This window comes from Flavobacterium sp. (assembly GCF_043760115.1).
Lineage (GTDB): Bacteria > Bacteroidota > Bacteroidia > Flavobacteriales > Flavobacteriaceae > Flavobacterium.
In genome coordinates this window covers 16000-34981 of sequence record NZ_JAYUPK010000153.1, presented here as the reverse complement: position 1 = coordinate 34981, position 18982 = coordinate 16000, and the positions used below count along the sequence as shown (strand labels likewise).

Below are 18982 nucleotides of genomic sequence, written 5' to 3'. Positions count from 1 at the left end.
AATATTAAAATCTCGAGTAATCGGGATTTTTTTTTAATTAAAACTTGTGCTGATGAATATCAGTAGCGAATGGCTTGGTCTTTATTAACTATCCATTTTCCTGCTATCCATTACAATCTTTTTTCAATTGCCTTGGGTTTAAACCCAAGGCAATTGAAAAAAGGATTTTCATTCCTATCAGGGCTAAAAAATTTATGTCTTACTTATTTATGAAGTAAATCAAAATCTGAAAAATTGGCAGTTTCAATCAATTGGCATAATTTCTGAAAACTAAAATACAAACAATAAATAATTAAATAATTTAAAATATGGCATTAAACATTAAACCGCTTTCAGATCGAGTAATCGTTGAGCCAGCAGCAGCAGAAACAAAAACAGCATCAGGAATTTTTATTCCAGACACAGCCAAAGAAAAGCCACAAAAAGGAATTGTACTTGCAGTAGGAAACGGAAAAGTTGACGAACCAATGACAGTAAAAGTTGGCGACACAGTTTTGTATGGCAAATATGCAGGAACCGAATTAAAGTTAGAAGGAAAAGATTATCTAATAATGCGCGAAGAAGACATTCTGGCAATTATATAATATCAATCGTAGAAACGTTGCATTGCAACGTCTCAATAGTATAAAAATAAAAAAAATCAAAAATGGCAAAAGATATAAAGTTCGATATAGAAGCACGTGACGGTTTAAAACGTGGAGTTGACGCATTAGCAAATGCAGTAAAAGTAACACTTGGACCAAAAGGTAGAAATGTAATTATAGGAAAAGCATTTGGAGGACCAAACGTAACTAAAGATGGAGTTACAGTTGCAAAAGAAATAGAATTAAAAGACCCATTAGAAAATATGGGCGCACAAATGGTTAAAGAAGTTGCTTCTAAAACCAATGATTTAGCTGGAGATGGAACTACAACTGCAACTGTACTTGCACAAGCAATTGTAAAAGAAGGATTAAAAAATGTAGCTGCAGGCGCAAATCCAATGGATTTAAAAAGAGGAATAGACAAAGCTGTAACAGCAATTGTTGCCGATTTAACCAAACAAGCTCAAGTAGTAGGAAGCGATTCTGAAAAAATAAAACAAATTGCATCAATATCTGCCAACAATGACGAAATAATTGGCGATTTAATTGCAACTGCTTTTGGCAAAGTAGGAAAAGAAGGAGTAATAACAGTTGAAGAAGCAAAAGGAACAGATACTTATGTAGATGTTGTAGAAGGTATGCAATTTGACAGAGGATATTTATCGCCATATTTTGTCACAAATCCAGAGAAAATGAATGTAGAGCTTGAAAATCCATATATTTTATTGTATGATAAAAAAGTTTCATCATTAAAAGAGTTACTTCCTGTTTTAGAGCCAATTGCTCAATCTGGAAAACCTTTATTAATAATTGCAGAAGATGTAGATGGCGAAGCATTATCAACATTGGTGGTAAATAAATTACGTGGTGCATTAAAAATTGCTGCAGTAAAAGCTCCAGGATTTGGAGATAGAAGAAAAGCAATGCTAGAAGATATTGCAATTTTAACTGGTGGAACCGTAATTGCAGAAGAAAGTGGACACACTTTAGAAAATGCAACATTGGAAATGCTTGGAACAGCAGAAAAAGTTACTATTGACAAAGACAATACTACCATTGTAAATGGTGCTGGAGAGGCAGATTTAATTAAAAATCGTGTCAACCAAATTAAATCTCAAATGGAAACTACAACATCTGACTATGACAAAGAAAAGTTACAAGAACGTTTGGCTAAATTAGCTGGTGGCGTTGCAGTTCTTTATGTTGGTGCAGCAAGTGAAGTAGAGATGAAAGAGAAAAAAGACAGAGTTGACGATGCTTTACACGCAACTCGTGCAGCTGTAGAAGAAGGAATTGTTGCTGGTGGTGGAGTTGCATTGTTAAGAGCAAAAGCAGTATTATCATCTCTAAAAGCAGAAAATTCAGATGAAGCTACAGGAATTCAAATTATTTCTCGTGCAGTAGAATCTCCATTAAGAACAATTGTAGAAAATGCAGGTTTAGAAGGTTCTGTTGTAGTTGCAAAAGTTGCCGAAGGAACAGGAAATTTTGGTTACAATGCAAAAACGGACGAATATGTTGATATGCTAAAAGCTGGAATTATTGATCCTAAAAAAGTAACTCGTGTAGCATTAGAAAATGCAGCTTCGGTTGCTGGAATGATTCTTACTACAGAATGTGCTTTAATTGAAATTAAAGAAGAAAATGCTGGTGGAAGCCCAATGGGTGGTGGAATGCCTGGAATGATGTAATTTTAAAGTACGAAGTGAAATATACGAAGTACGAAGTGATAAATACGAAGTACGATGTAATATTTACGAAGTAAGAAGTTATATATACGAAGTAAGAAGTGATATATACGAAGTACGTAGTGATATATACGAAGTAAGAAGTGATATATACGAAGTACAAAGTCATATATACGAAGTACGAAGTGATATTTACGAAGTACTAAGTCATATATACGAAGTACGAAGTGATATTTACGAAGTACTAAGTGATATTTACGAATTACTAAGAATAGAATAAATAAAAAATCCGTCTAGTTTTATAACAAGACGGATTTTTTTTACGTTTTTAAAAATTACTCTTTAGTTATTTTTGGCTTTCTTAAAAACTTCATCAAAACAGGAAACGTAGTAATTAAAATTATTGCAATTATTATATATTCTATGTAGTGTTTTAAGTCAATATTAAACTGGTTTAAAAACAATTCATATAAATAATGTCCTGAAAAAATCATTGTAAACGACCATAAAACAGAACCCAAAATGTTATAAAACATAAATTTCTTTTTGTCCATTTCTACAATTCCTGCAATTACTGGAGCAAAGGTTCTTAAAATTGGTAAAAATCTTGCAAATACTATTGCTTTTGTACCATATTTATCAAAAAACTCTTTAGATTGATAAATGTATTTTTTCTTAAAGAAAAATCCATCTTCTTTTTTAAACAAGTAACTTCCGCTTTTAGATCCAAACCAATAACCAACCATATTACCAACAATTCCCATAATAGAAACTAAACTGGCTAATAAAACTACATTTAAAAAGTCGTTTCCTAAACTTACTTCTTTCATTAAAGATTCGCTGTAAATTCCACAAAGAAATAACAAACTATCACCAGGAAGAAAAAATCCGGCAAGCAATCCTGTTTCTGCAAAAATTATAAATAAAACCACATAAAGTCCTATTTTAATTCCGCCAAGCTCAAGTAATATATAAAATTCTGGGTTAAATAATTGTTTCCAATCGAAGTCAGACATAAAGAAAATTTTAATAAATAAATAAGTTTGTGAAAGTAATTATTATTTCTTGAATTTGATATTAAAAATATGTTATAAATAAAAAATACTTTTGTTAGAAAATCTCTTTAATCTCTATCATACAAACAACAACTGTGAAGCTTTTTATACACTTCATCACTAGCTTTTACCTCATCTGTATCGTGACCAACATTTGCAACAGCTTTTTTAACATCCAATAATGATGATTTTTGTTCGTTTAAAATCAATTGCAAGTTATGATTATCAATATTCCAATCAACACTTTTTACTCCAGCAACCGAATATGCTGCTTTTTCAATACGTTTTTTACATTGCTCGCAATTACCATTAACATCAAAATTATATTTGGCATTTTTACTTTTCTTTTCTTGAGCTTGAGATGAAAACAATCCCATAAATACTACAAGTACAATAAATAAATTCTTCATTTTATATTTTTAATAATTTGTAAATTTTTTGTAATGTATTTTATTTAATTTTAAATCGCAATCCTGCATAATACATTTGTCCAAAAACTGGAGCAAACACTATTGACGTATCAAATGTTGAGCCAAAAGGATTATTAGAACCTAAAACCGCTTTTTTCTGACGATAATTACCAATATTTTCTCCACCAACATACATTTCAAAAGTACTAGAAAATGTTCTTGTTATTTGGGCATTCATAACTGCAAACGATGGTGAGAAAGTAGGCAATCTATCAATTTCTGGATTGCTCGACGTTATTGGTAATTGTTGTTTTCCAAGCCAATTTATTGTGTAATCAAATTTCCATTGTTTTCCTTTTTCAATTATATGTGTTTCAAATTCTAAATTGGCAAATAAACGATGTTTGGCTTGCAAAGGACGTTGGAAATTTCCAGATAAATAATCAGTTTCAATGTCGTAATATTTATAAGCAGTTCGCAAATTAAAATGTTTTATCAATTCAATATTAAAATCCAATTGTAAACTATTGGCAAACGATTTTCCTTTTAAATCATAAAATAAAACTTGTTGAGGACTTTGCAGAACATCAACAATGGCTTGATTTTGAAAATCGGTTCTATAAAAATCTACTGTTGCATCGGCAGATTTACCAAATAGTTTAAAGTTTTGAGTTAAGCTCATACCATAATTCCAAGCAATTTCTGGATTTAAACCATATATTTTTCCACCAGTATCAAGAATAGAAAATACTCTAGAACTTGCAAAAAATTGTTGATTTTCGGCAAAAATATTAGCTGCTCGTTTTCCTCTTCCTATTGAAAAACGCACAACTCCTTTTTCCCAAGGATTATATCTTGCATGCAGTCTTGGTGTAATAAATACTCCTAACCTATTGTGATAATCTAATCTTCCGCCAAGAATTAAACTAAATTTATCGTTATTATCATAAGTATATTCAAAAAAAGCTCCTGCAGAATTATCTGTTCTACTTACGTCAAATGTGTTTACAAACTCTGAATAGTTATCATAAGTAAAATTTACACCTGTAGAAAATTTATTTATTGTATTATCAATAATCGAGTTAAAAATAATATTAGAATAATAACTTTGCTGTTTAATATTATAGTTGTTTAAACCAAAATACGATTGCTGATTATGGTTGCTAAATGCGTTTTGAAAACCAATACTTTGATAAGGCATATCTTTAAAAACATAGCCAATTTTAGAAGCAAAATCAAATCGTTCTGTATTGATTTCTGAACTCCAAAAGTTGGTTGTTCCTTTATCTCTTTTTTTATCAAAATCTATTTCGCCTGTTTGTTTTTCATCATTCATATATTTAAAATTAATGAACGAAACCCAACCAGTTTCTGGATTTGCATATTGCCAACGATTGACTAAATTTATTTGTTTCGCCAACGGATTATCAAGAAAACCATCATCATTCATATCATTTTTAGATACTCTTGTGTTGCCATGAACATACAAACTTGTTGCCCATTTATCAGAAATTTTCTTGTTGAAATGAGTGTTTAATTCAAATCTAGAATCGGTAGAACCATACGCATTTAAAAAAAACGGAATGTCTTTCATTGGTTTTATTAACTCGGTATTTATTTGTCCAGATATACTTTCGTAACCATTAACAACACTTCCTGCGCCTTTTGTAATTTGAATACTTTCTACCCAAGTTCCAGGCGTAAAAGATAATCCATAAGCTTGCGATGCACCACGAACCGAAGGAATATTTTCTTCGGTAATCATTAAATATGGACTGGTTAAACCCAACATTTTAATTTGTTTAGTTCCAGTTAATGCATCGGCAAAATTTACATCTATTGACGGATTAGTTTCAAAACTTTCTGCCAAGTTGCAACAAGCAGCTTTAAGCAATTCTTTACTAGTAACAACGGTTGTATTGGTAACTTTTGTAAGTGATTTTTGCAATCCTTTTTTCTTGGTTACAATTTTTACTTCGTCTAATTTTTCTTGAGAGAAAGTAGTAATTGAAAAAACCAACGATAGAAAAACTATTGTTTTTTTCATTATAAATTGATTTATTTTTAAAAATTATGAAGATTATAATTTAAAAAATAAATCAGGCGTAAAAAGTATATTGGCAATAAAGTTGGTAAAATGGTGGCGCATTTGCATAGCAATAAAAACCAACATTTTTAGAATAAAAAATAGTATTATGGTTAGAATTTTCAATTAAAAAAGTTTTGTAATTACTTAAAACAGTTTCTAACGGAAATAAAGTTTTAGAGCTTAGACATTTTTCAATCTTGCTTTTTAAAATTACTTGTTTGTCTGAGCAACATTCTTTGTGTGTTTGTTCAACTTTGGCGCAACAACTTTTTTCTTCAAGTTTCGGTTTCATTTCACAAACTTCTTCCTTAGAAAAAACAGAGGAAATAGATGCAATTTTATCTTGACAATAATGCACATTAAATGCCAATCCCGAATTGGAAACCAATACGAAAAAAGCTATAAATAAACTTATTTGTTTTTTAAAGTGCATAGTGCAAATGTAATAGAAAACATTTTATTATTTATTAAAATGTTATTATAAAAAAACGCCTTCAGCTTGCACTGAAAACGTTTTACAAAAAACTAAAAAACCTACTACTAATTTTTAATGAATTTTTGGTTAATAAATTTTTTTAATTATAGTTTGATAGTTTAATCATTATTTATCCATAATTCTACTTGACCTAATGGAGATTTGCCATTTACTTTTCTTATTAAAAATTTATTATTTAATAAACTATTTGCTAGATTAGCAATCTCTCTATCTTCATCATTAAAATATCTAATTGTGTTATCGCAGCCATTCTCTTTAAATTCAATACCTGGAGCATTCCATTTTTTTAAATTAAAATTTTCTTGTATGGATAAAACATTTTTTTTGTTTTTTTTATTTGAATATTGAATATACATTGTTGGATTTTTGTATGTACTCAAAAAATTGTTTTGCGGGATTATTGTTGGTACATTAAATAAACTATCCAATTTTTTTAGTTCGAAAGTATTATTTTTGTAGTTTGTTTTTTCTTCAATACTCATTATTAAAGTATCTTTTTTTGATAGTTTTTTATCTGTATCTACTATGGATTTGTAATGTTTAACTAAACTTAGATATTCTTTATCAACCTCTCTATAATAATCTTTCCAACCACATTTTAACTTGTCAGAAGGAGTTACATTAGCAAAAAATTGAGCTAACATCCTTTTTTTTACAGGATTATCATTTAAAATTATAAGTTCTGTTGCATATCTATCATACTGTAATAATTCTGACATTCCAACTGCTCTATCTTTAAAACCCCAATTTATTATTATTGTTAAAACAACTATTAGAAATGAGCCAAAAATCCATTTAAAAAAATTTAATTTAATTTTAAATTTTTCAATTTCTAAATTTTTTGTTTCTAAATTATTTATTTCAGGAACTTCAATTTTTGGAGTTTCAAAAACTATATTTTTGTCTATATTTTCCATAATATTATAATTCTATTAATTTACATTAATCTTTTAATTTGAAAATCTAAAACTCCAAATGGTAAATTTTGTTCGTTTTCTATAACCATTTTTCCCAGCGTATTCCAAGTGTAAGATCCATTAATACTTAAATCATTTTTAATATTCTGAATATCAATCTCACCCATTAATTTTCCATTTTGCTTAATTTCAATAGTAACTTTCTTAACTATCACTACTTCCATTACAACATTTTCATGAAGTATGCTTTTCCATGTATCTCTGTTAGATTTTTTCAAAAGCATTATCATATTTCTAATTTCATTTTCATAAACACCTCCGTTTTGAGTGTCGAAAACTATTTCTTTAACATCATTAAATTCAAAAGAAATACTATAATTTTTTTCAGTCCCTACTTTTAAAGATAATAATCCTAGTAATGTCACACCAAAATCTAATTTTCTCTCTCCAGAAATAATATGATTAGGCATATTTGCTTTTATAATTTTGTTTTGCCATTTTATCGATTGCTGATCTGGGAAAATTCTATTAAGATTATCTATAATTCTGTCGTCACTATTTAAAATCACTCCGGGTAAAATTGCTTCGCTTGCAATTGAAATAAAATTAAATCCCTTATAATTTTCTTCAATGAATTTTTCAAAAGTTTTCATAATTTGTATTTTTAATTGATTAATAACACCACAAACCTAATAACAACAAGAAAACCATTCTTAGGGAAAACCCTAAACCATAAAAGGATTTTTCCTTAACAGTATATTAATGTAGAATTCTATAATTTTTATAAAAAATGATTATATTTATTAACTTTTAACACTATTAGGTGTTTTATTGAGTTATATTAGGGTTTTCCCTAATTTTAAAAAGAATATTAAACTTAGTATTGTAAAAAAATTATTAACCTTTAAATTATATCATTTTGAAAAAAGTTACATTATTATTATTATTAGTGTTTTTAGGAATCTTTTTGAGCTGCAAAAAAGAAACACAAGTATCATCATCTAAAGTTGATGCAATTCAAGATTCAACTCTTTGTGAAGAATTAAAAAAAGAAATTCAAGGAAGTACTCCAGAAGAAAGAGCACTTTGGTTATTTCAAAATCCTCAAAAATTTTGTAATCCAAAAGTTTATCTGTGTAGTGAAGAAACTCATAATATTGGTGTGGGTAAATATAATGAAATAGTATTATCTTATTTAAACGAATACAATCAAGCACCTAAATATTATCCCTTTACTTGGTCTGAAATAAATAATATGATTCGAGTTAAAGAACAAGAATCAGATTATAATTGTTACAAATATTATTTATGCATAGAAGATATTGATAATAATGACTGTAAAATTTCTCTCGTAAATAAATTTAGTTTAGATAAAACTTGTTATTCTATTCCTTTATTAAAAGGAGTTGCTTCTGTAAATTCATTAAAACCTTATGATACATTCGTTTTCACTAAAGCCAATGTTACTTTTACTGGATTTAATAGTAAAGTTGAATATGTGTTTTCTGTAAAAAATAATTTTTATGATTTATCAGATGATCCAGGATTTAAAAGCGGAGTAAAATCAGCAATATTAAGTCCGTTCTAAAATTAAAAAATGATGTTTACAATTTTTAACTACATAAATCCAATTAAATTTATTGTTTTATTTACATTTATATATTGTTGCTTGTTTTTAAAAAAGACTACAATTATAAATAAATGTTTATTTTCATTATTGTTGCTTGCTTTAGTAACAGAGATTATAAATTCGATTTGTAGTTTTTATAATTTTAAATTAGGTTTTATTTCTAATTTTTATGTAATACTTCATCATTCAATATGGATTATAATTTTAAGGTTTCATTTTAAATTAACTTTTATAAATTTAATCATCATTACCTTTATAAGTATTTCAATTTTAGATATCATCATTAACAAAGGTTTGTTTAAATTTAATTATCAAACCTTTGTATTAGGTTCACTTTGTTATTTGATTTTATTTATTTATGAAAGTGCAATTCAGTTAAAAAAAGAAAATTTATCCTTTTTTCAAACTAATAAATTTCTACTTATATGTGCTCCACTATTATTTTTTATTGGATTGAGTTTTATGTTTGGTTTTAAAAGTAAAGAATTGACTTCAACCTATTTATTTATGGATATTAAATTATATACTTTTATTTCCTTTTTAGTAAACATAATCTACTACACACTAATAAACCTTTACATATACAAAGAACGAAAACTACAAAATGGTTAAAGATGTTGCTTTTGGAATTATTATAAGCTTACTATTCATAAGTCTAGTTGTATTGTTTTGCATCATAATTATCAAACTTTACATTCAAAAAATAAAAAAATATAATGCTGTTATATATCAAAATGAGATTGAATTTCAAAAAACATTAAACCAATCTATTCTAGAAACTCAAGAACAATTATTACATTCTATTTCTCAAGATTTACATGATGATGCTGGTCAACAACTAACCGTAATTAACTTTCAATTAGAAAATTTAAAATTAGATTATCCAGATTGTCAAAATGATTTAAATCCAATTTCTGAATCGGTTTCTAGAATAGCAACTTCATTAAGAAACATTAGCCATTCATTAAATAACAATTGGCTTATTGAAAACGGATTGGTTGAAGCTATTCATCAAGAAATTGAACGTATTAAAAAAAATAAAATACTTACAATAGATGCTAAAATTGATGCAATTGATAAAAAATTTACAACCGATGAACAAATTGTAATTTATAGAATATTTCAAGAAATACTAAACAATATTTTAAAACACGCAAAGTCAAGTAAAGTAGAAATTTCTATTACAAATAATCCTAATTTTAAAATTATAATTCAGGACAATGGCATTGGATTTGACCAAAATAAATCATCTGACAAGTCAAATTCTATTGGAATAAAAAATTGCATTATTAGAGCTGAATTAATTAAGTATAACTTCGAAATAGAATCGCAACTATCAATTGGAACAACTGTAATTCTTCAAGAAATAAAAAAAATAATATGAGTCAAATTACCATTTGTATAATAGACGATCATAAAATTGTTCGTGAAGGTTTAATAGAATTATTACACAAATTGGGTAATATAAAAGTTACCTATGAATTTGAAAATGGTGTTGATTTTCTTGCCGCATTGCCACTAGAAAAAAAGCCAGATATGTATATTCTAGATTATTCTATGCCAAATCTTAACGGAATTGAAGTGCTTAAAAAACTAGAAGAACTAGAAGAAGAATTCAAAGTTTTATTATTGACGCAACACTTTGACGAAAATATAATTAACGAAGCATACAATTATGGCGCAAGAGGTTTTTTAAACAAAAATTGTACTGCACACGATTTAAAATTTGCTATTAACAATATTGCTACTATTGGTTATAATAATGTTTCAGAAATATTAAAACGCATTAAGAACTATGAAGATAATAATATAAAATTTAAAAAATCTGATATTGTAATATCTAAAAGAGAGCACGAATTTTTAACAATGGTTTGTAATGAAAATGAATATACCTATGAGCAAATGGCTTTAAAAATGGGACTTTCTGTAAAGTCATTAGAAAATTATAGAGTAGCATTGTTTGATAGATTTGGCATAAAATCTAAAGTTGGATTAGTCTTGTTTTCTTTTAAAAATAAATTAACCGAACCTTTTTTATAATCTATTTTACCATTTTCTTTTGATAATAAAATGCTGGAATAAATAACATTAAAAATAATGGTTGAATTATAAATCTTCTAATGTAAAACAATGTCATTTTATTTTCTTCACCAAAAAAATGATACACAAATACAAAACTTATAAGTAAAATAGAACCTAAAATAATATATAAAAAAGTTGCGAATTTTACAATTTTAAAATCTTTAAAAAGCACATAAAGTAAAGCTAGAGACAATATCGAATTTAGATAAAATCGAAATCCCAAACTTAAAAAAAGTTTAATTTGATTAATTTTAGGCAAAGGTAAATTGGCATACTCACTTTTATAATAAACCAATAAGGGATCGTAAAATAAAGCATCTTCAAAAGCTCTAATTGCAATTAAAAAAAGAATTAGAATTATTGCCAAAAACAATTGTACTTTATTATTCAGTATTTTTTTTAGCATAAAACGAAAATTTGTTAACCCAAATAACCCATAATAAAAACACAATTCCATAAATAAACAACGGAAAAACTACGCCGTGAAGTACTTCTTGATATTGAGGATAATAATACAAAGCAGCGCACAACAAGGCAATTCTAGTAATATTAAAAAAGTGAATTATACTACTTCCAAGTAAAATAAATACTATAGTTTTTTTAAATTTACCTGTAAAGGCAATTATAAAACTTATAAATAAAATTATAACACTCAAAGCATTGCATCCTTCAATTATGCGACCAACCCATTTTTTATGAAAAAATATTTTTACACTTGCTTCCTTTAAATTAGGCATTGAATAGGTTGAAGCATCAAATAAATTTAAAACAAATTCTGTTTGACTAGCAACTAAAATTGTAAAACCATCAACTTCATGGTTTTTTTCGTTAAATTGAGATAAATAACTTTGGTAAGCAATTGTCAAAAATAAATATACAACAAAAAACTTAGCCAAAAAAAGCAAAAAAGGTTTGTATTCTATTAGATATTTTTTCAAGATGAAATTTTTAACAAATTTATATAATTCTAAGATAAAGCAATCATTACTTTTGCATAAAAATTATTAAAAATGAACTTAGAAGATTTAAAACTAAATATTACAGATATAATTGCAAATGATGATTTGGCAGTACAAGATAAATTAATGGAAATTTGTACTTTTTTATCTAACAATGTACCTTATTATAATTGGGTAGGATTTTATTTTGCCAATCACGAAACTAAAACATTACATCTTGGTCCTTATTTTGGTGCAGCAACAGATCATACCGTAATTCCGTTTGGAAAAGGAATATGTGGACAAGTTGCCAATTCTAACCAAAATTTTGTAGTTCCAGATGTTACTGCTCAAGACAATTACATAGCTTGTAGCATAACTGTAAAATCTGAAATTGTAGTTCCGTTATTTGTAAACGGAATAAATATTGGTCAAATAGATATCGATTCGCATACAATTGATCCATTTACCGAAGCTGACGAACGATTTTTAGAATTTGTAAATAGCGAAGTTGCCAAATTATTTTAAAAATAAATCGTATTTCATATATTATACGTGGTATTTTTTTATACTTTTGCACACGAATTAAGAAACACTTATTTCAATACATAATAATCATTAAATAATATTAGCATGTACTTAACTAAAGGAGTTAAAACAGACATCTTCGCTAAACACGGAGGAAAAGCAGAAAACACTGGTTCTACAGAAGGACAAGTTGCTTTATTTACATTCAGAATTTCACACTTAACAGAGCATTTGAAAAAAAATCGTCACGATTATAATACAGAACGCTCACTAGTACTTTTAGTAGGTAAAAGAAGAAGTCTTCTTGATTACTTAAAAAAGAAAGATGTTGTAAAATATCGTGAGTTGATTAAAGAATTAGGTATTAGAAAATAATACATATTTAAGAGGTGCTTTTGCGCCTCTTTTTTTTATATATTAAAATGTTCCAAAAAAATCCCTTTGGAGTTTGTGGTAAAAAAAAAGTTTAGTTTTTCATTGGGTTTTAGGCAATAACTACGCAACAACAACACAACTAGAACCCATGTTTAACTTAGAGAATTAAATTTATGATTCCACAATTATTTGTAGAAAAAATCGATTTAGGTGATGGAAGAAGCATCACAATCGAGACAGGACGTTTGGCTAAACAAGCTGACGGTTCTGTAGTAGTAAGAATTGGTAAAACTGTTATTTTAGGAACAGTTGTATCGTCTAGAAAAGCAAGTCCAGGTATCGATTTTTTACCGTTAACGGTAGATTATCGCGAAAAATTTGCAGCAGCAGGACGTTTTCCTGGAGGTTTCTTCAAGAGAGAAGCACGTCCAAGCGATAACGAAGTGCTAACAATGAGATTGGTTGATCGTGTTTTGCGTCCGCTTTTCCCAAGTGATTATCATGCAGAAGTTCAAGTTATGATTCAGTTAATGAGTCATGATGAAGATGTAATGCCAGATGCACTAGCAGGATTAGCAGCGTCAGCAGCATTGGCATTGTCTGATATTCCATTTGAAACATTGATTTCTGAAGCTAGAGTTGGAAGAATTGACGGTAAATTTATCATCAATCCATCACGTGCACAATTAGAATTATCAGATATTGATATGATGATTGGTGCTTCAACCGATTCTATCGCAATGGTAGAAGGAGAAATGAAAGAAATTTCAGAAGCAGAAATGTTAGAAGCAATTAAATTTGCTCACGAACATATTAAAGTACAAATTGCTGCTCAAGAACGATTGGCAAATGCATTTGGAAAGAAAGAAGTTCGTACTTACGAAACTGAAAAAACCGATGATGCAATTCATGCTAAAGTAAGAGCTTATGCTTATGACAAAATTTATGAAATTGCAAGAAAAGGTTCTGCTAAACAAGAACGTTCAACAGCATTTTCAGAAGTTAAAGAAGAAGTAAAAGCGTTGTTTACAGAAGAAGAATTGGCTGAAAATGGCGATTTAGTTGGAAAATATTTCTACAAAGTCAACAAAGAAGCAGTTCGTAATGTAACTTTAGATTTAGGAACACGCCTTGACGGAAGAAAAACTACCGAAATTCGCCCTATTTGGTGTGAAGTAGATTATTTACCATCAGTTCACGGTTCAGCATTGTTTACTCGTGGAGAAACTCAAGCATTGGCAACAGCAACTTTAGGAACATCTAGAGAAGCTAACCAAATTGATTCACCAAGCGAACAAGGTGAAGAAAAATTCTATTTACATTATAATTTTCCTCCATTTTCAACAGGAGAAGCTCGTCCTTTAAGAGGAACTTCAAGAAGAGAAGTTGGTCACGGAAACTTGGCACAACGTGCTTTGAAAAATATGATTCCTGCCGATTGTCCTTATACAATTCGTGTGGTTTCAGAAGTATTAGAATCTAACGGTTCGTCTTCAATGGCAACAGTTTGCGCTGGAACATTATCTTTAATGGATGCAGGAATTCAAATGATTCGTCCAGTTTCTGGAATTGCAATGGGATTAATTACAGATGGTGATCGTTTTGCTGTTTTATCTGATATTCTTGGTGATGAAGATCATTTAGGAGATATGGATTTCAAAGTAACTGGAACTTCAGAAGGAATTACAGCTTGTCAAATGGACATTAAAATTGACGGATTAAAATATGAAATCATGGAGCAAGCTTTGGCTCAAGCTCGTGATGGACGTTTACATATCTTATCAAAATTAGTTGAAACATTGGCTAAACCAAATTCAGACGTAAAAGTTCACGCTCCAAAAATTATTATGCGTACCATTCCTGGAAACTTTATTGGTGCATTAATTGGACCTGGAGGAAAAGTAATTCAAGAATTACAAAAAACTACTGGTTGTACAATTGTAATTAACGAAGTTGACGAACAAGGAGTTGTAGAAATTCTTGGAACTGATCCAGATGGAATTGCAGCAGTATTAGCTAAAATTGATTCTATCATTTTTAAACCACAAATGGGTGAAGCTTATGAAGTGAAAGTAATTAAAATGTTAGATTTTGGGGCTGTTGTAGAATATACTGATGCGCCAGGAAACGAAGTTTTATTACACGTTTCTGAACTAGCTTGGGAAAGAACAGAAAATGTTGCCGATGTTGTAAATATGGGTGATGTTTTTCAAGTGAAATATTTAGGAGTTGATCCTAAAACTAGAAAAGAAAAAGTTTCTAGAAAAGCACTTTTACCAAGACCTCCAAGAGAAGAAAATAAAATTACTCCAAAAGCGGAATAATCACATTTTTTACTATATTTTAAATCTCGTTTGTATATGCAAACGGGATTTTTTTTTGAAATTGACGAAAATTTTTAAGCTTAATTTTGAAAGAAAACCAATTTTCAACTTCATTTTTAAACCAATAAAAGAAAAAATTGGCTATATTAATTGATAAATTTTTAACTATTGTTTTATGGTTACTGTCTTTAAATAAATCTAATTTTGTTCATAAATTTATTATTCAAAAATGACTAAAACCGTAGGAATTATAGGTGCTGGAATTGGCGGACTTGCATTGTCAATTCGACTGGCTAATCTAGGTTTTAAAGTAACCGTTTTTGAGAAAAATAGTTATGCTGGCGGTAAGTTAAGCGAACTTAAACTCAACGGATTTCGATTTGATAAAGGACCATCATTGCTCACTATGCCTTTTCTAATCGACGAATTAACAAATTTACAAAGCAGCAAGCATAAATTTGAATATCAGAAATTAGAAGTTATAACCAATTATTTTTATACAGATGGAACGCAATTAAAAGCATCTTCCAATATTGATGATTTTGCGCAAGAAATTCATTCAAAATTAGACGAAAAAAAAGAATCAGTTTTAAAACACATTAAACGCAATGAATTTTATTTTAAAACCACAGAAGATTTATTTATGAAACAATCATTGCATCAAATTAAAAATTTTATAAATCTAAAAACGGTAAAAGGCATTTTATTATCTCCTTTTTTAGGATTATTTAGTACAATGCATAAAAAAAATAAACAAACATTTTCTAATCCTAAAACAATACAACTTTTTAATCGTTACGCAACGTATAACGGTTCAAATCCTTATAAAGCGCCTGCTTTAATGAATATGATTTCGCATTTAGAATTCAATCTTGGCGCTTATCTTCCGCTTAAAGGAATGCATCAAATTACAAACCATTTGGTTCATTTAGCCGAAGATGCTGGAGTAGAAATTAAATATAATGAAACCGTTGAAGCTTTAGAAATAGGTTCTAATAATCGTATAAATTACATTAAAAGTAATGGAGTGAATTACCCTTTTGATATTGTGGCAAGTGATGTAGATATTCGAGTACTTTACAAACATTTATTACCTTGTTCATTTACGCCTACAAAATTAATTCAACAAGAAAAATCAAGTAGTGCTTATGTTTTTTATTGGGGAATTAACAAAGAGTTTTCAGCATTAGGACTTCATAATATTTTATTTAGTGACGATTATAAAAAAGAATTTGATTACTTGTTTTCGAAACAGTTTCCAACCGATGATCCTACTATTTACATTAATATAACATCCAAATATTGTAAAGATGATGCTCCAGAAGGTTGTGAGAATTGGTTTGTAATGGTAAATGTGCCGCATAATAAAAATAGTACTATTGAATACGCAATCGATATTAGAAAAAATGTTGTTGAAAAAATTAATAGTATATTGAGAACAAATATCGAACAGTTTATTGTTACAGAAAGCACTTTGAGTCCAGTTGATATTGAAAATCAAACTTCTTCGTATGGTGGTTCACTTTATGGAAACTCAAGCAATAATAAGTTTGCCGCCTTTTTAAGACACGCAAACTTTTCGTCAAGTATTAAAAATTTGTACCTTGTTGGCGGAAGTGTGCATCCTGGTGGCGGAATTCCATTGTGCCTTTTAAGTGCAAAAATTGCAAGTCAACTTATTGTAGACCGAGTAAAGAAATGAAAGAAACGTACAAATCCTATTTTTTATATTTTTTAATACTAGTATATGTATCTGGTTCAATTGGATTTGTTGTTAATCCAACATTTTTTAGTCCTTTTACACCTTATACTTTGCTATTTACTTGTTTTGTTTTTTTGATTCATCAACCAATATCTGATAAAAAATATATTTTAGCATTTTTCTCTATCGCAGTTTTGGGCTATATTATTGAATTGATTGGTATAAAAACAGGTTTGCTATTTGGCAATTATTCGTACGGAAATGGTTTAGGTTTCAAATTATTCGATGTTCCTTTAATTATATCTATCAATTGGGCAATGCTTATTTGTGCTGGAATTGTAACTGTAAGCAAAGTTTTTAATAATAAATTTATAGTCATCAGTGTTACAGCTTTTGTAGTTACTTTTATTGATTTAATAATTGAGCAAGTGGCTCAAAAACTTGATTTTTGGAAATTTGAAGGTGGATTGCCTGGATTACATAATTATTTAGGTTGGATTGGAGTTGTCTTTTTTACATCCTATTTTTTTTATCCTTGGATAATAAAAGGAAACAGTAAAGTATCGTCAGTCGTTTTACTATTGCAAATTATATTTTTTACCTCTTTATTTATATTTATTTAACATGGAAATAGTAGTTAGTATAGGCATTGTTTTAGTCACTTTTATTTTGACAGAGTTTTCAGCTTGGGCAAATCACAAATACATCATGCATGGTTTTATGTGGTATTTTCATGCTGATCATCACAAAAAAGACCATAAAAGTTGGTTTGAACGAAATGACCTTTTTTTTATAATTTATGCCGTTCCAAGTTGGTTGCTTATTATGTTTGGCATGATGAATAATTTTGCTTGGTACACTTGGGTTGGTTTTGGTATTCTGCTTTACGGATTGGCCTATTTTGTAGTACATGATTTAATAATTCATCAACGATTTAAAGTATTTACAAAATCTAAAAATGTTTATGTTTTAGCGTTGCGTCGCGCTCATAAAATGCATCATAAAAACATTGGAAAAGAAGGTGGAGAAAGTTTTGGAATGTTAATTATTAAAAGAAAATACATTCAAGCTGCATTAAAACAATCTAGATTGGCATCAGCTTAATGAAATTAAAATAAAAGTATAATTTTAATTTAAAAAGTGTCATTTAATCTAATGTTTTATATCAAAATAATAAATTTAAACCATTAAATGGAAGATGAAAATATAGTTACTTGTACCGTTTGCAAAAAAAGCGAAAGTTCTTTTTATAAATCTACAAATGCGTTAATGCACGAACCAAATAATGAGCTTTATATTTTTAATTTTTGTGCCAATTGCGAAACGGTTTTTTTAACAAATCCTGTAACTCTTGAAATATTAAATAACTACTATACTGATAATTATCTGCCTTACAGAGGTGCAAAAGCTTGGGGTAAATACAGTTCTTTTGTAATAAATAGTCAAAAAGCGTTAGATTTAAAACGAGTCAATTTAGTAAAAAAATACCTTAAAAAAAACGAATCAAATGATAGTGTTTTAGATGTTGGATGCGGAAATCCTAGTTTTTTAGAACTATTAAATCAAAAAACTAAGGTAAATTGTACAGGAATCGATTTTTCTGACTCTGGTTGGAATGGAACAAACTATCAAGATTTAACACTTAAAAAAGTTGCGATTGAAGATTTTAAGACTTCTACACTTTTTGACGTAATTACGCTTTGGCATTATCTTGAGCACGACTACAACCCAAATCAAACTATTGAAACGCTCTATAAATGTTTAAAACCTGGCGGAAGATTAATTATTGAAGTGCCTGATTATAAAAGCTGGAGTGCCAAAATACAAAAATCGCATTGGCAAGGTTGGCATAGTCCGAGGCATCTTTCATTATTTTCTAAAAAAAGTTTTGACCAATTGTTTAAAACTGATAAATGGCAAATAATACAACATTTTCGATACGGCACACTTGACGCTTTCACGTTATGGTGGCTTGGAAAAATGGAAAAGAAAGGCATTAATTGGTCTGGAAGTATGGCGCCAAATTTTTGGATGCTTGTTTTTTTGAAAGTAATTACTTTGCCTATTTTTTTATTTGAAAAACTAGTTCCGTTAGGTATTCAAATTTTAATAGTCGAAAAAAAATAATTTAAATTGCCATAGAAATAAATTAAATTAAAAACGG

20 protein-coding genes are annotated in these 18982 nt (G+C 28.5%); 12 read left to right on the top strand and 8 right to left on the bottom strand.

Annotated features, from left to right (window positions below):
• The first annotated feature begins 308 nt into the window (after nucleotides 1-308).
• Complete coding sequence (groES, locus tag ACH2BC_RS13250) at nucleotides 309-584, top strand: co-chaperone GroES (protein WP_395054483.1); 276 nt, start codon at nucleotides 309-311, stop codon at nucleotides 582-584.
• A gap of 62 nt (nucleotides 585-646) precedes the next feature.
• Complete coding sequence (gene groL / locus ACH2BC_RS13245) at nucleotides 647-2275, top strand: chaperonin GroEL (RefSeq protein ID WP_395054482.1); 1629 nt, start codon at nucleotides 647-649, stop codon at nucleotides 2273-2275.
• A gap of 332 nt (nucleotides 2276-2607) precedes the next feature.
• Here the strand turns inward: groL and ACH2BC_RS13240 are convergent, their stop codons facing one another.
• The 6 genes from ACH2BC_RS13240 to ACH2BC_RS13215 all read right to left on the bottom strand — a co-directional run bounded on the left by ACH2BC_RS13240 (nucleotide 2608) and on the right by ACH2BC_RS13215 (nucleotide 7892).
• Nucleotides 2608-3288, bottom strand: a complete 681-nt coding sequence (locus ACH2BC_RS13240) for a DedA family protein (protein ID WP_395054481.1) — start codon at nucleotides 3286-3288, stop codon at nucleotides 2608-2610.
• Between the two features lie 107 nt (nucleotides 3289-3395).
• On the bottom strand, nucleotides 3396-3737 hold the full coding sequence (locus ACH2BC_RS13235; RefSeq protein ID WP_395054480.1) for a heavy-metal-associated domain-containing protein: 342 nt from the start codon (nucleotides 3735-3737) through the stop codon (nucleotides 3396-3398).
• Between the two features lie 40 nt (nucleotides 3738-3777).
• Nucleotides 3778-5784: a TonB-dependent receptor plug domain-containing protein gene (locus ACH2BC_RS13230; protein ID WP_395054479.1), complete on the bottom strand. Its 2007-nt coding sequence runs from the start codon at nucleotides 5782-5784 to the stop codon at nucleotides 3778-3780.
• 52 nt (nucleotides 5785-5836) lie between these two features.
• Nucleotides 5837-6259 (bottom strand): hypothetical protein, encoded by a 423-nt coding sequence (locus ACH2BC_RS13225; RefSeq protein WP_395054478.1) that lies wholly within the window; start codon nucleotides 6257-6259, stop codon nucleotides 5837-5839.
• A 161-nt stretch (nucleotides 6260-6420) separates the two neighbouring features.
• Nucleotides 6421-7239 carry a hypothetical protein gene (locus ACH2BC_RS13220; RefSeq protein WP_395054477.1) on the bottom strand — a complete coding sequence of 273 codons (819 nt, stop codon included), beginning with the start codon at nucleotides 7237-7239 and terminating at the stop codon, nucleotides 6421-6423.
• A 20-nt stretch (nucleotides 7240-7259) separates the two neighbouring features.
• Complete coding sequence (locus ACH2BC_RS13215) at nucleotides 7260-7892, bottom strand: hypothetical protein (protein WP_395054476.1); 633 nt, start codon at nucleotides 7890-7892, stop codon at nucleotides 7260-7262.
• Nucleotides 7893-8158: 266 nt separating this feature from the next.
• Between ACH2BC_RS13215 and ACH2BC_RS13210 the strand changes: the two genes are divergently transcribed.
• From ACH2BC_RS13210 to ACH2BC_RS13200, 3 genes are all read left to right on the top strand, one after another.
• Nucleotides 8159-8827: a hypothetical protein gene (locus ACH2BC_RS13210; protein ID WP_395054475.1), complete on the top strand. Its 669-nt coding sequence runs from the start codon at nucleotides 8159-8161 to the stop codon at nucleotides 8825-8827.
• Nucleotides 8828-9473: 646 nt separating this feature from the next.
• Entirely contained in the window at nucleotides 9474-10253 is a 780-nt protein-coding gene (locus ACH2BC_RS13205; RefSeq protein ID WP_395054474.1) for a sensor histidine kinase, read from the top strand.
• The gene (locus ACH2BC_RS13200; protein ID WP_395054473.1) at nucleotides 10250-10909 is read left to right on the top strand and encodes a response regulator; all 660 of its coding nucleotides are present in this window, start codon (nucleotides 10250-10252) and stop codon (nucleotides 10907-10909) included. The genes ACH2BC_RS13205 and ACH2BC_RS13200 overlap by 4 nt, the downstream gene beginning before the upstream one ends.
• Before the next feature lies 1 nt (nucleotide 10910).
• Here the strand turns inward: ACH2BC_RS13200 and ACH2BC_RS13195 are convergent, their stop codons facing one another.
• Together ACH2BC_RS13195 and xrtF are read right to left on the bottom strand one after the other, a co-directional pair.
• Nucleotides 10911-11357, bottom strand: a complete 447-nt coding sequence (locus tag ACH2BC_RS13195) for an exosortase F system-associated protein (protein WP_395054472.1) — start codon at nucleotides 11355-11357, stop codon at nucleotides 10911-10913.
• Nucleotides 11335-11889 (bottom strand): exosortase family protein XrtF, encoded by a 555-nt coding sequence (xrtF, locus tag ACH2BC_RS13190; protein ID WP_395054471.1) that lies wholly within the window; start codon nucleotides 11887-11889, stop codon nucleotides 11335-11337. The genes ACH2BC_RS13195 and xrtF overlap by 23 nt, the downstream gene beginning before the upstream one ends.
• A gap of 72 nt (nucleotides 11890-11961) precedes the next feature.
• On the opposite strand from xrtF, the gene ACH2BC_RS13185 reads away from it, so the two are divergent.
• The 7 genes from ACH2BC_RS13185 to ACH2BC_RS13155 all read left to right on the top strand — a co-directional run bounded on the left by ACH2BC_RS13185 (nucleotide 11962) and on the right by ACH2BC_RS13155 (nucleotide 18945).
• Nucleotides 11962-12417: a GAF domain-containing protein gene (locus ACH2BC_RS13185; protein ID WP_395054470.1), complete on the top strand. Its 456-nt coding sequence runs from the start codon at nucleotides 11962-11964 to the stop codon at nucleotides 12415-12417.
• Between the two features lie 105 nt (nucleotides 12418-12522).
• Entirely contained in the window at nucleotides 12523-12792 is a 270-nt protein-coding gene (gene rpsO, locus ACH2BC_RS13180) for a 30S ribosomal protein S15 (RefSeq protein ID WP_395054469.1), read from the top strand.
• Between the two features lie 173 nt (nucleotides 12793-12965).
• On the top strand, nucleotides 12966-15116 hold the full coding sequence (locus tag ACH2BC_RS13175; RefSeq protein WP_395054468.1) for a polyribonucleotide nucleotidyltransferase: 2151 nt from the start codon (nucleotides 12966-12968) through the stop codon (nucleotides 15114-15116).
• A 229-nt stretch (nucleotides 15117-15345) separates the two neighbouring features.
• Nucleotides 15346-16818 (top strand): 1-hydroxycarotenoid 3,4-desaturase CrtD, encoded by a 1473-nt coding sequence (crtD, locus tag ACH2BC_RS13170; protein WP_395054467.1) that lies wholly within the window; start codon nucleotides 15346-15348, stop codon nucleotides 16816-16818.
• Nucleotides 16815-17441: a carotenoid biosynthesis protein gene (locus tag ACH2BC_RS13165; RefSeq protein WP_395054466.1), complete on the top strand. Its 627-nt coding sequence runs from the start codon at nucleotides 16815-16817 to the stop codon at nucleotides 17439-17441. The genes crtD and ACH2BC_RS13165 overlap by 4 nt, the downstream gene beginning before the upstream one ends.
• 1 nt (nucleotide 17442) lies before the next feature.
• Nucleotides 17443-17922 (top strand): sterol desaturase family protein, encoded by a 480-nt coding sequence (locus ACH2BC_RS13160; protein ID WP_395054465.1) that lies wholly within the window; start codon nucleotides 17443-17445, stop codon nucleotides 17920-17922.
• Nucleotides 17923-18009: 87 nt separating this feature from the next.
• Nucleotides 18010-18945 carry a class I SAM-dependent methyltransferase gene (locus tag ACH2BC_RS13155; RefSeq protein WP_395054464.1) on the top strand — a complete coding sequence of 312 codons (936 nt, stop codon included), beginning with the start codon at nucleotides 18010-18012 and terminating at the stop codon, nucleotides 18943-18945.
• The last annotated feature ends 37 nt before the right edge of the window (nucleotides 18946-18982 follow it).

Coding starts and splice junctions, on each gene's coding strand:
- groES (WP_395054483.1), top strand. CDS start 309: ATGGCATTAAACATTAAACCGCTTTCAGATCGAGTAATCGTTGAGCCA.
- groL (WP_395054482.1), top strand. CDS start 647: ATGGCAAAAGATATAAAGTTCGATATAGAAGCACGTGACGGTTTAAAA.
- ACH2BC_RS13240 (WP_395054481.1), bottom strand. CDS start 3,288: ATGTCTGACTTCGATTGGAAACAATTATTTAACCCAGAATTTTATATA.
- ACH2BC_RS13235 (WP_395054480.1), bottom strand. CDS start 3,737: ATGAAGAATTTATTTATTGTACTTGTAGTATTTATGGGATTGTTTTCA.
- ACH2BC_RS13230 (WP_395054479.1), bottom strand. CDS start 5,784: ATGAAAAAAACAATAGTTTTTCTATCGTTGGTTTTTTCAATTACTACT.
- ACH2BC_RS13225 (WP_395054478.1), bottom strand. CDS start 6,259: ATGCACTTTAAAAAACAAATAAGTTTATTTATAGCTTTTTTCGTATTG.
- ACH2BC_RS13220 (WP_395054477.1), bottom strand. CDS start 7,239: ATGGAAAATATAGACAAAAATATAGTTTTTGAAACTCCAAAAATTGAA.
- ACH2BC_RS13215 (WP_395054476.1), bottom strand. CDS start 7,892: ATGAAAACTTTTGAAAAATTCATTGAAGAAAATTATAAGGGATTTAAT.
- ACH2BC_RS13205 (WP_395054474.1), top strand. CDS start 9,474: ATGGTTAAAGATGTTGCTTTTGGAATTATTATAAGCTTACTATTCATA.
- ACH2BC_RS13200 (WP_395054473.1), top strand. CDS start 10,250: ATGAGTCAAATTACCATTTGTATAATAGACGATCATAAAATTGTTCGT.
- ACH2BC_RS13195 (WP_395054472.1), bottom strand. CDS start 11,357: ATGCTAAAAAAAATACTGAATAATAAAGTACAATTGTTTTTGGCAATA.
- ACH2BC_RS13185 (WP_395054470.1), top strand. CDS start 11,962: ATGAACTTAGAAGATTTAAAACTAAATATTACAGATATAATTGCAAAT.
- rpsO (WP_395054469.1), top strand. CDS start 12,523: ATGTACTTAACTAAAGGAGTTAAAACAGACATCTTCGCTAAACACGGA.
- ACH2BC_RS13175 (WP_395054468.1), top strand. CDS start 12,966: ATGATTCCACAATTATTTGTAGAAAAAATCGATTTAGGTGATGGAAGA.
- crtD (WP_395054467.1), top strand. CDS start 15,346: ATGACTAAAACCGTAGGAATTATAGGTGCTGGAATTGGCGGACTTGCA.
- ACH2BC_RS13165 (WP_395054466.1), top strand. CDS start 16,815: ATGAAAGAAACGTACAAATCCTATTTTTTATATTTTTTAATACTAGTA.
- ACH2BC_RS13160 (WP_395054465.1), top strand. CDS start 17,443: ATGGAAATAGTAGTTAGTATAGGCATTGTTTTAGTCACTTTTATTTTG.
- ACH2BC_RS13155 (WP_395054464.1), top strand. CDS start 18,010: ATGGAAGATGAAAATATAGTTACTTGTACCGTTTGCAAAAAAAGCGAA.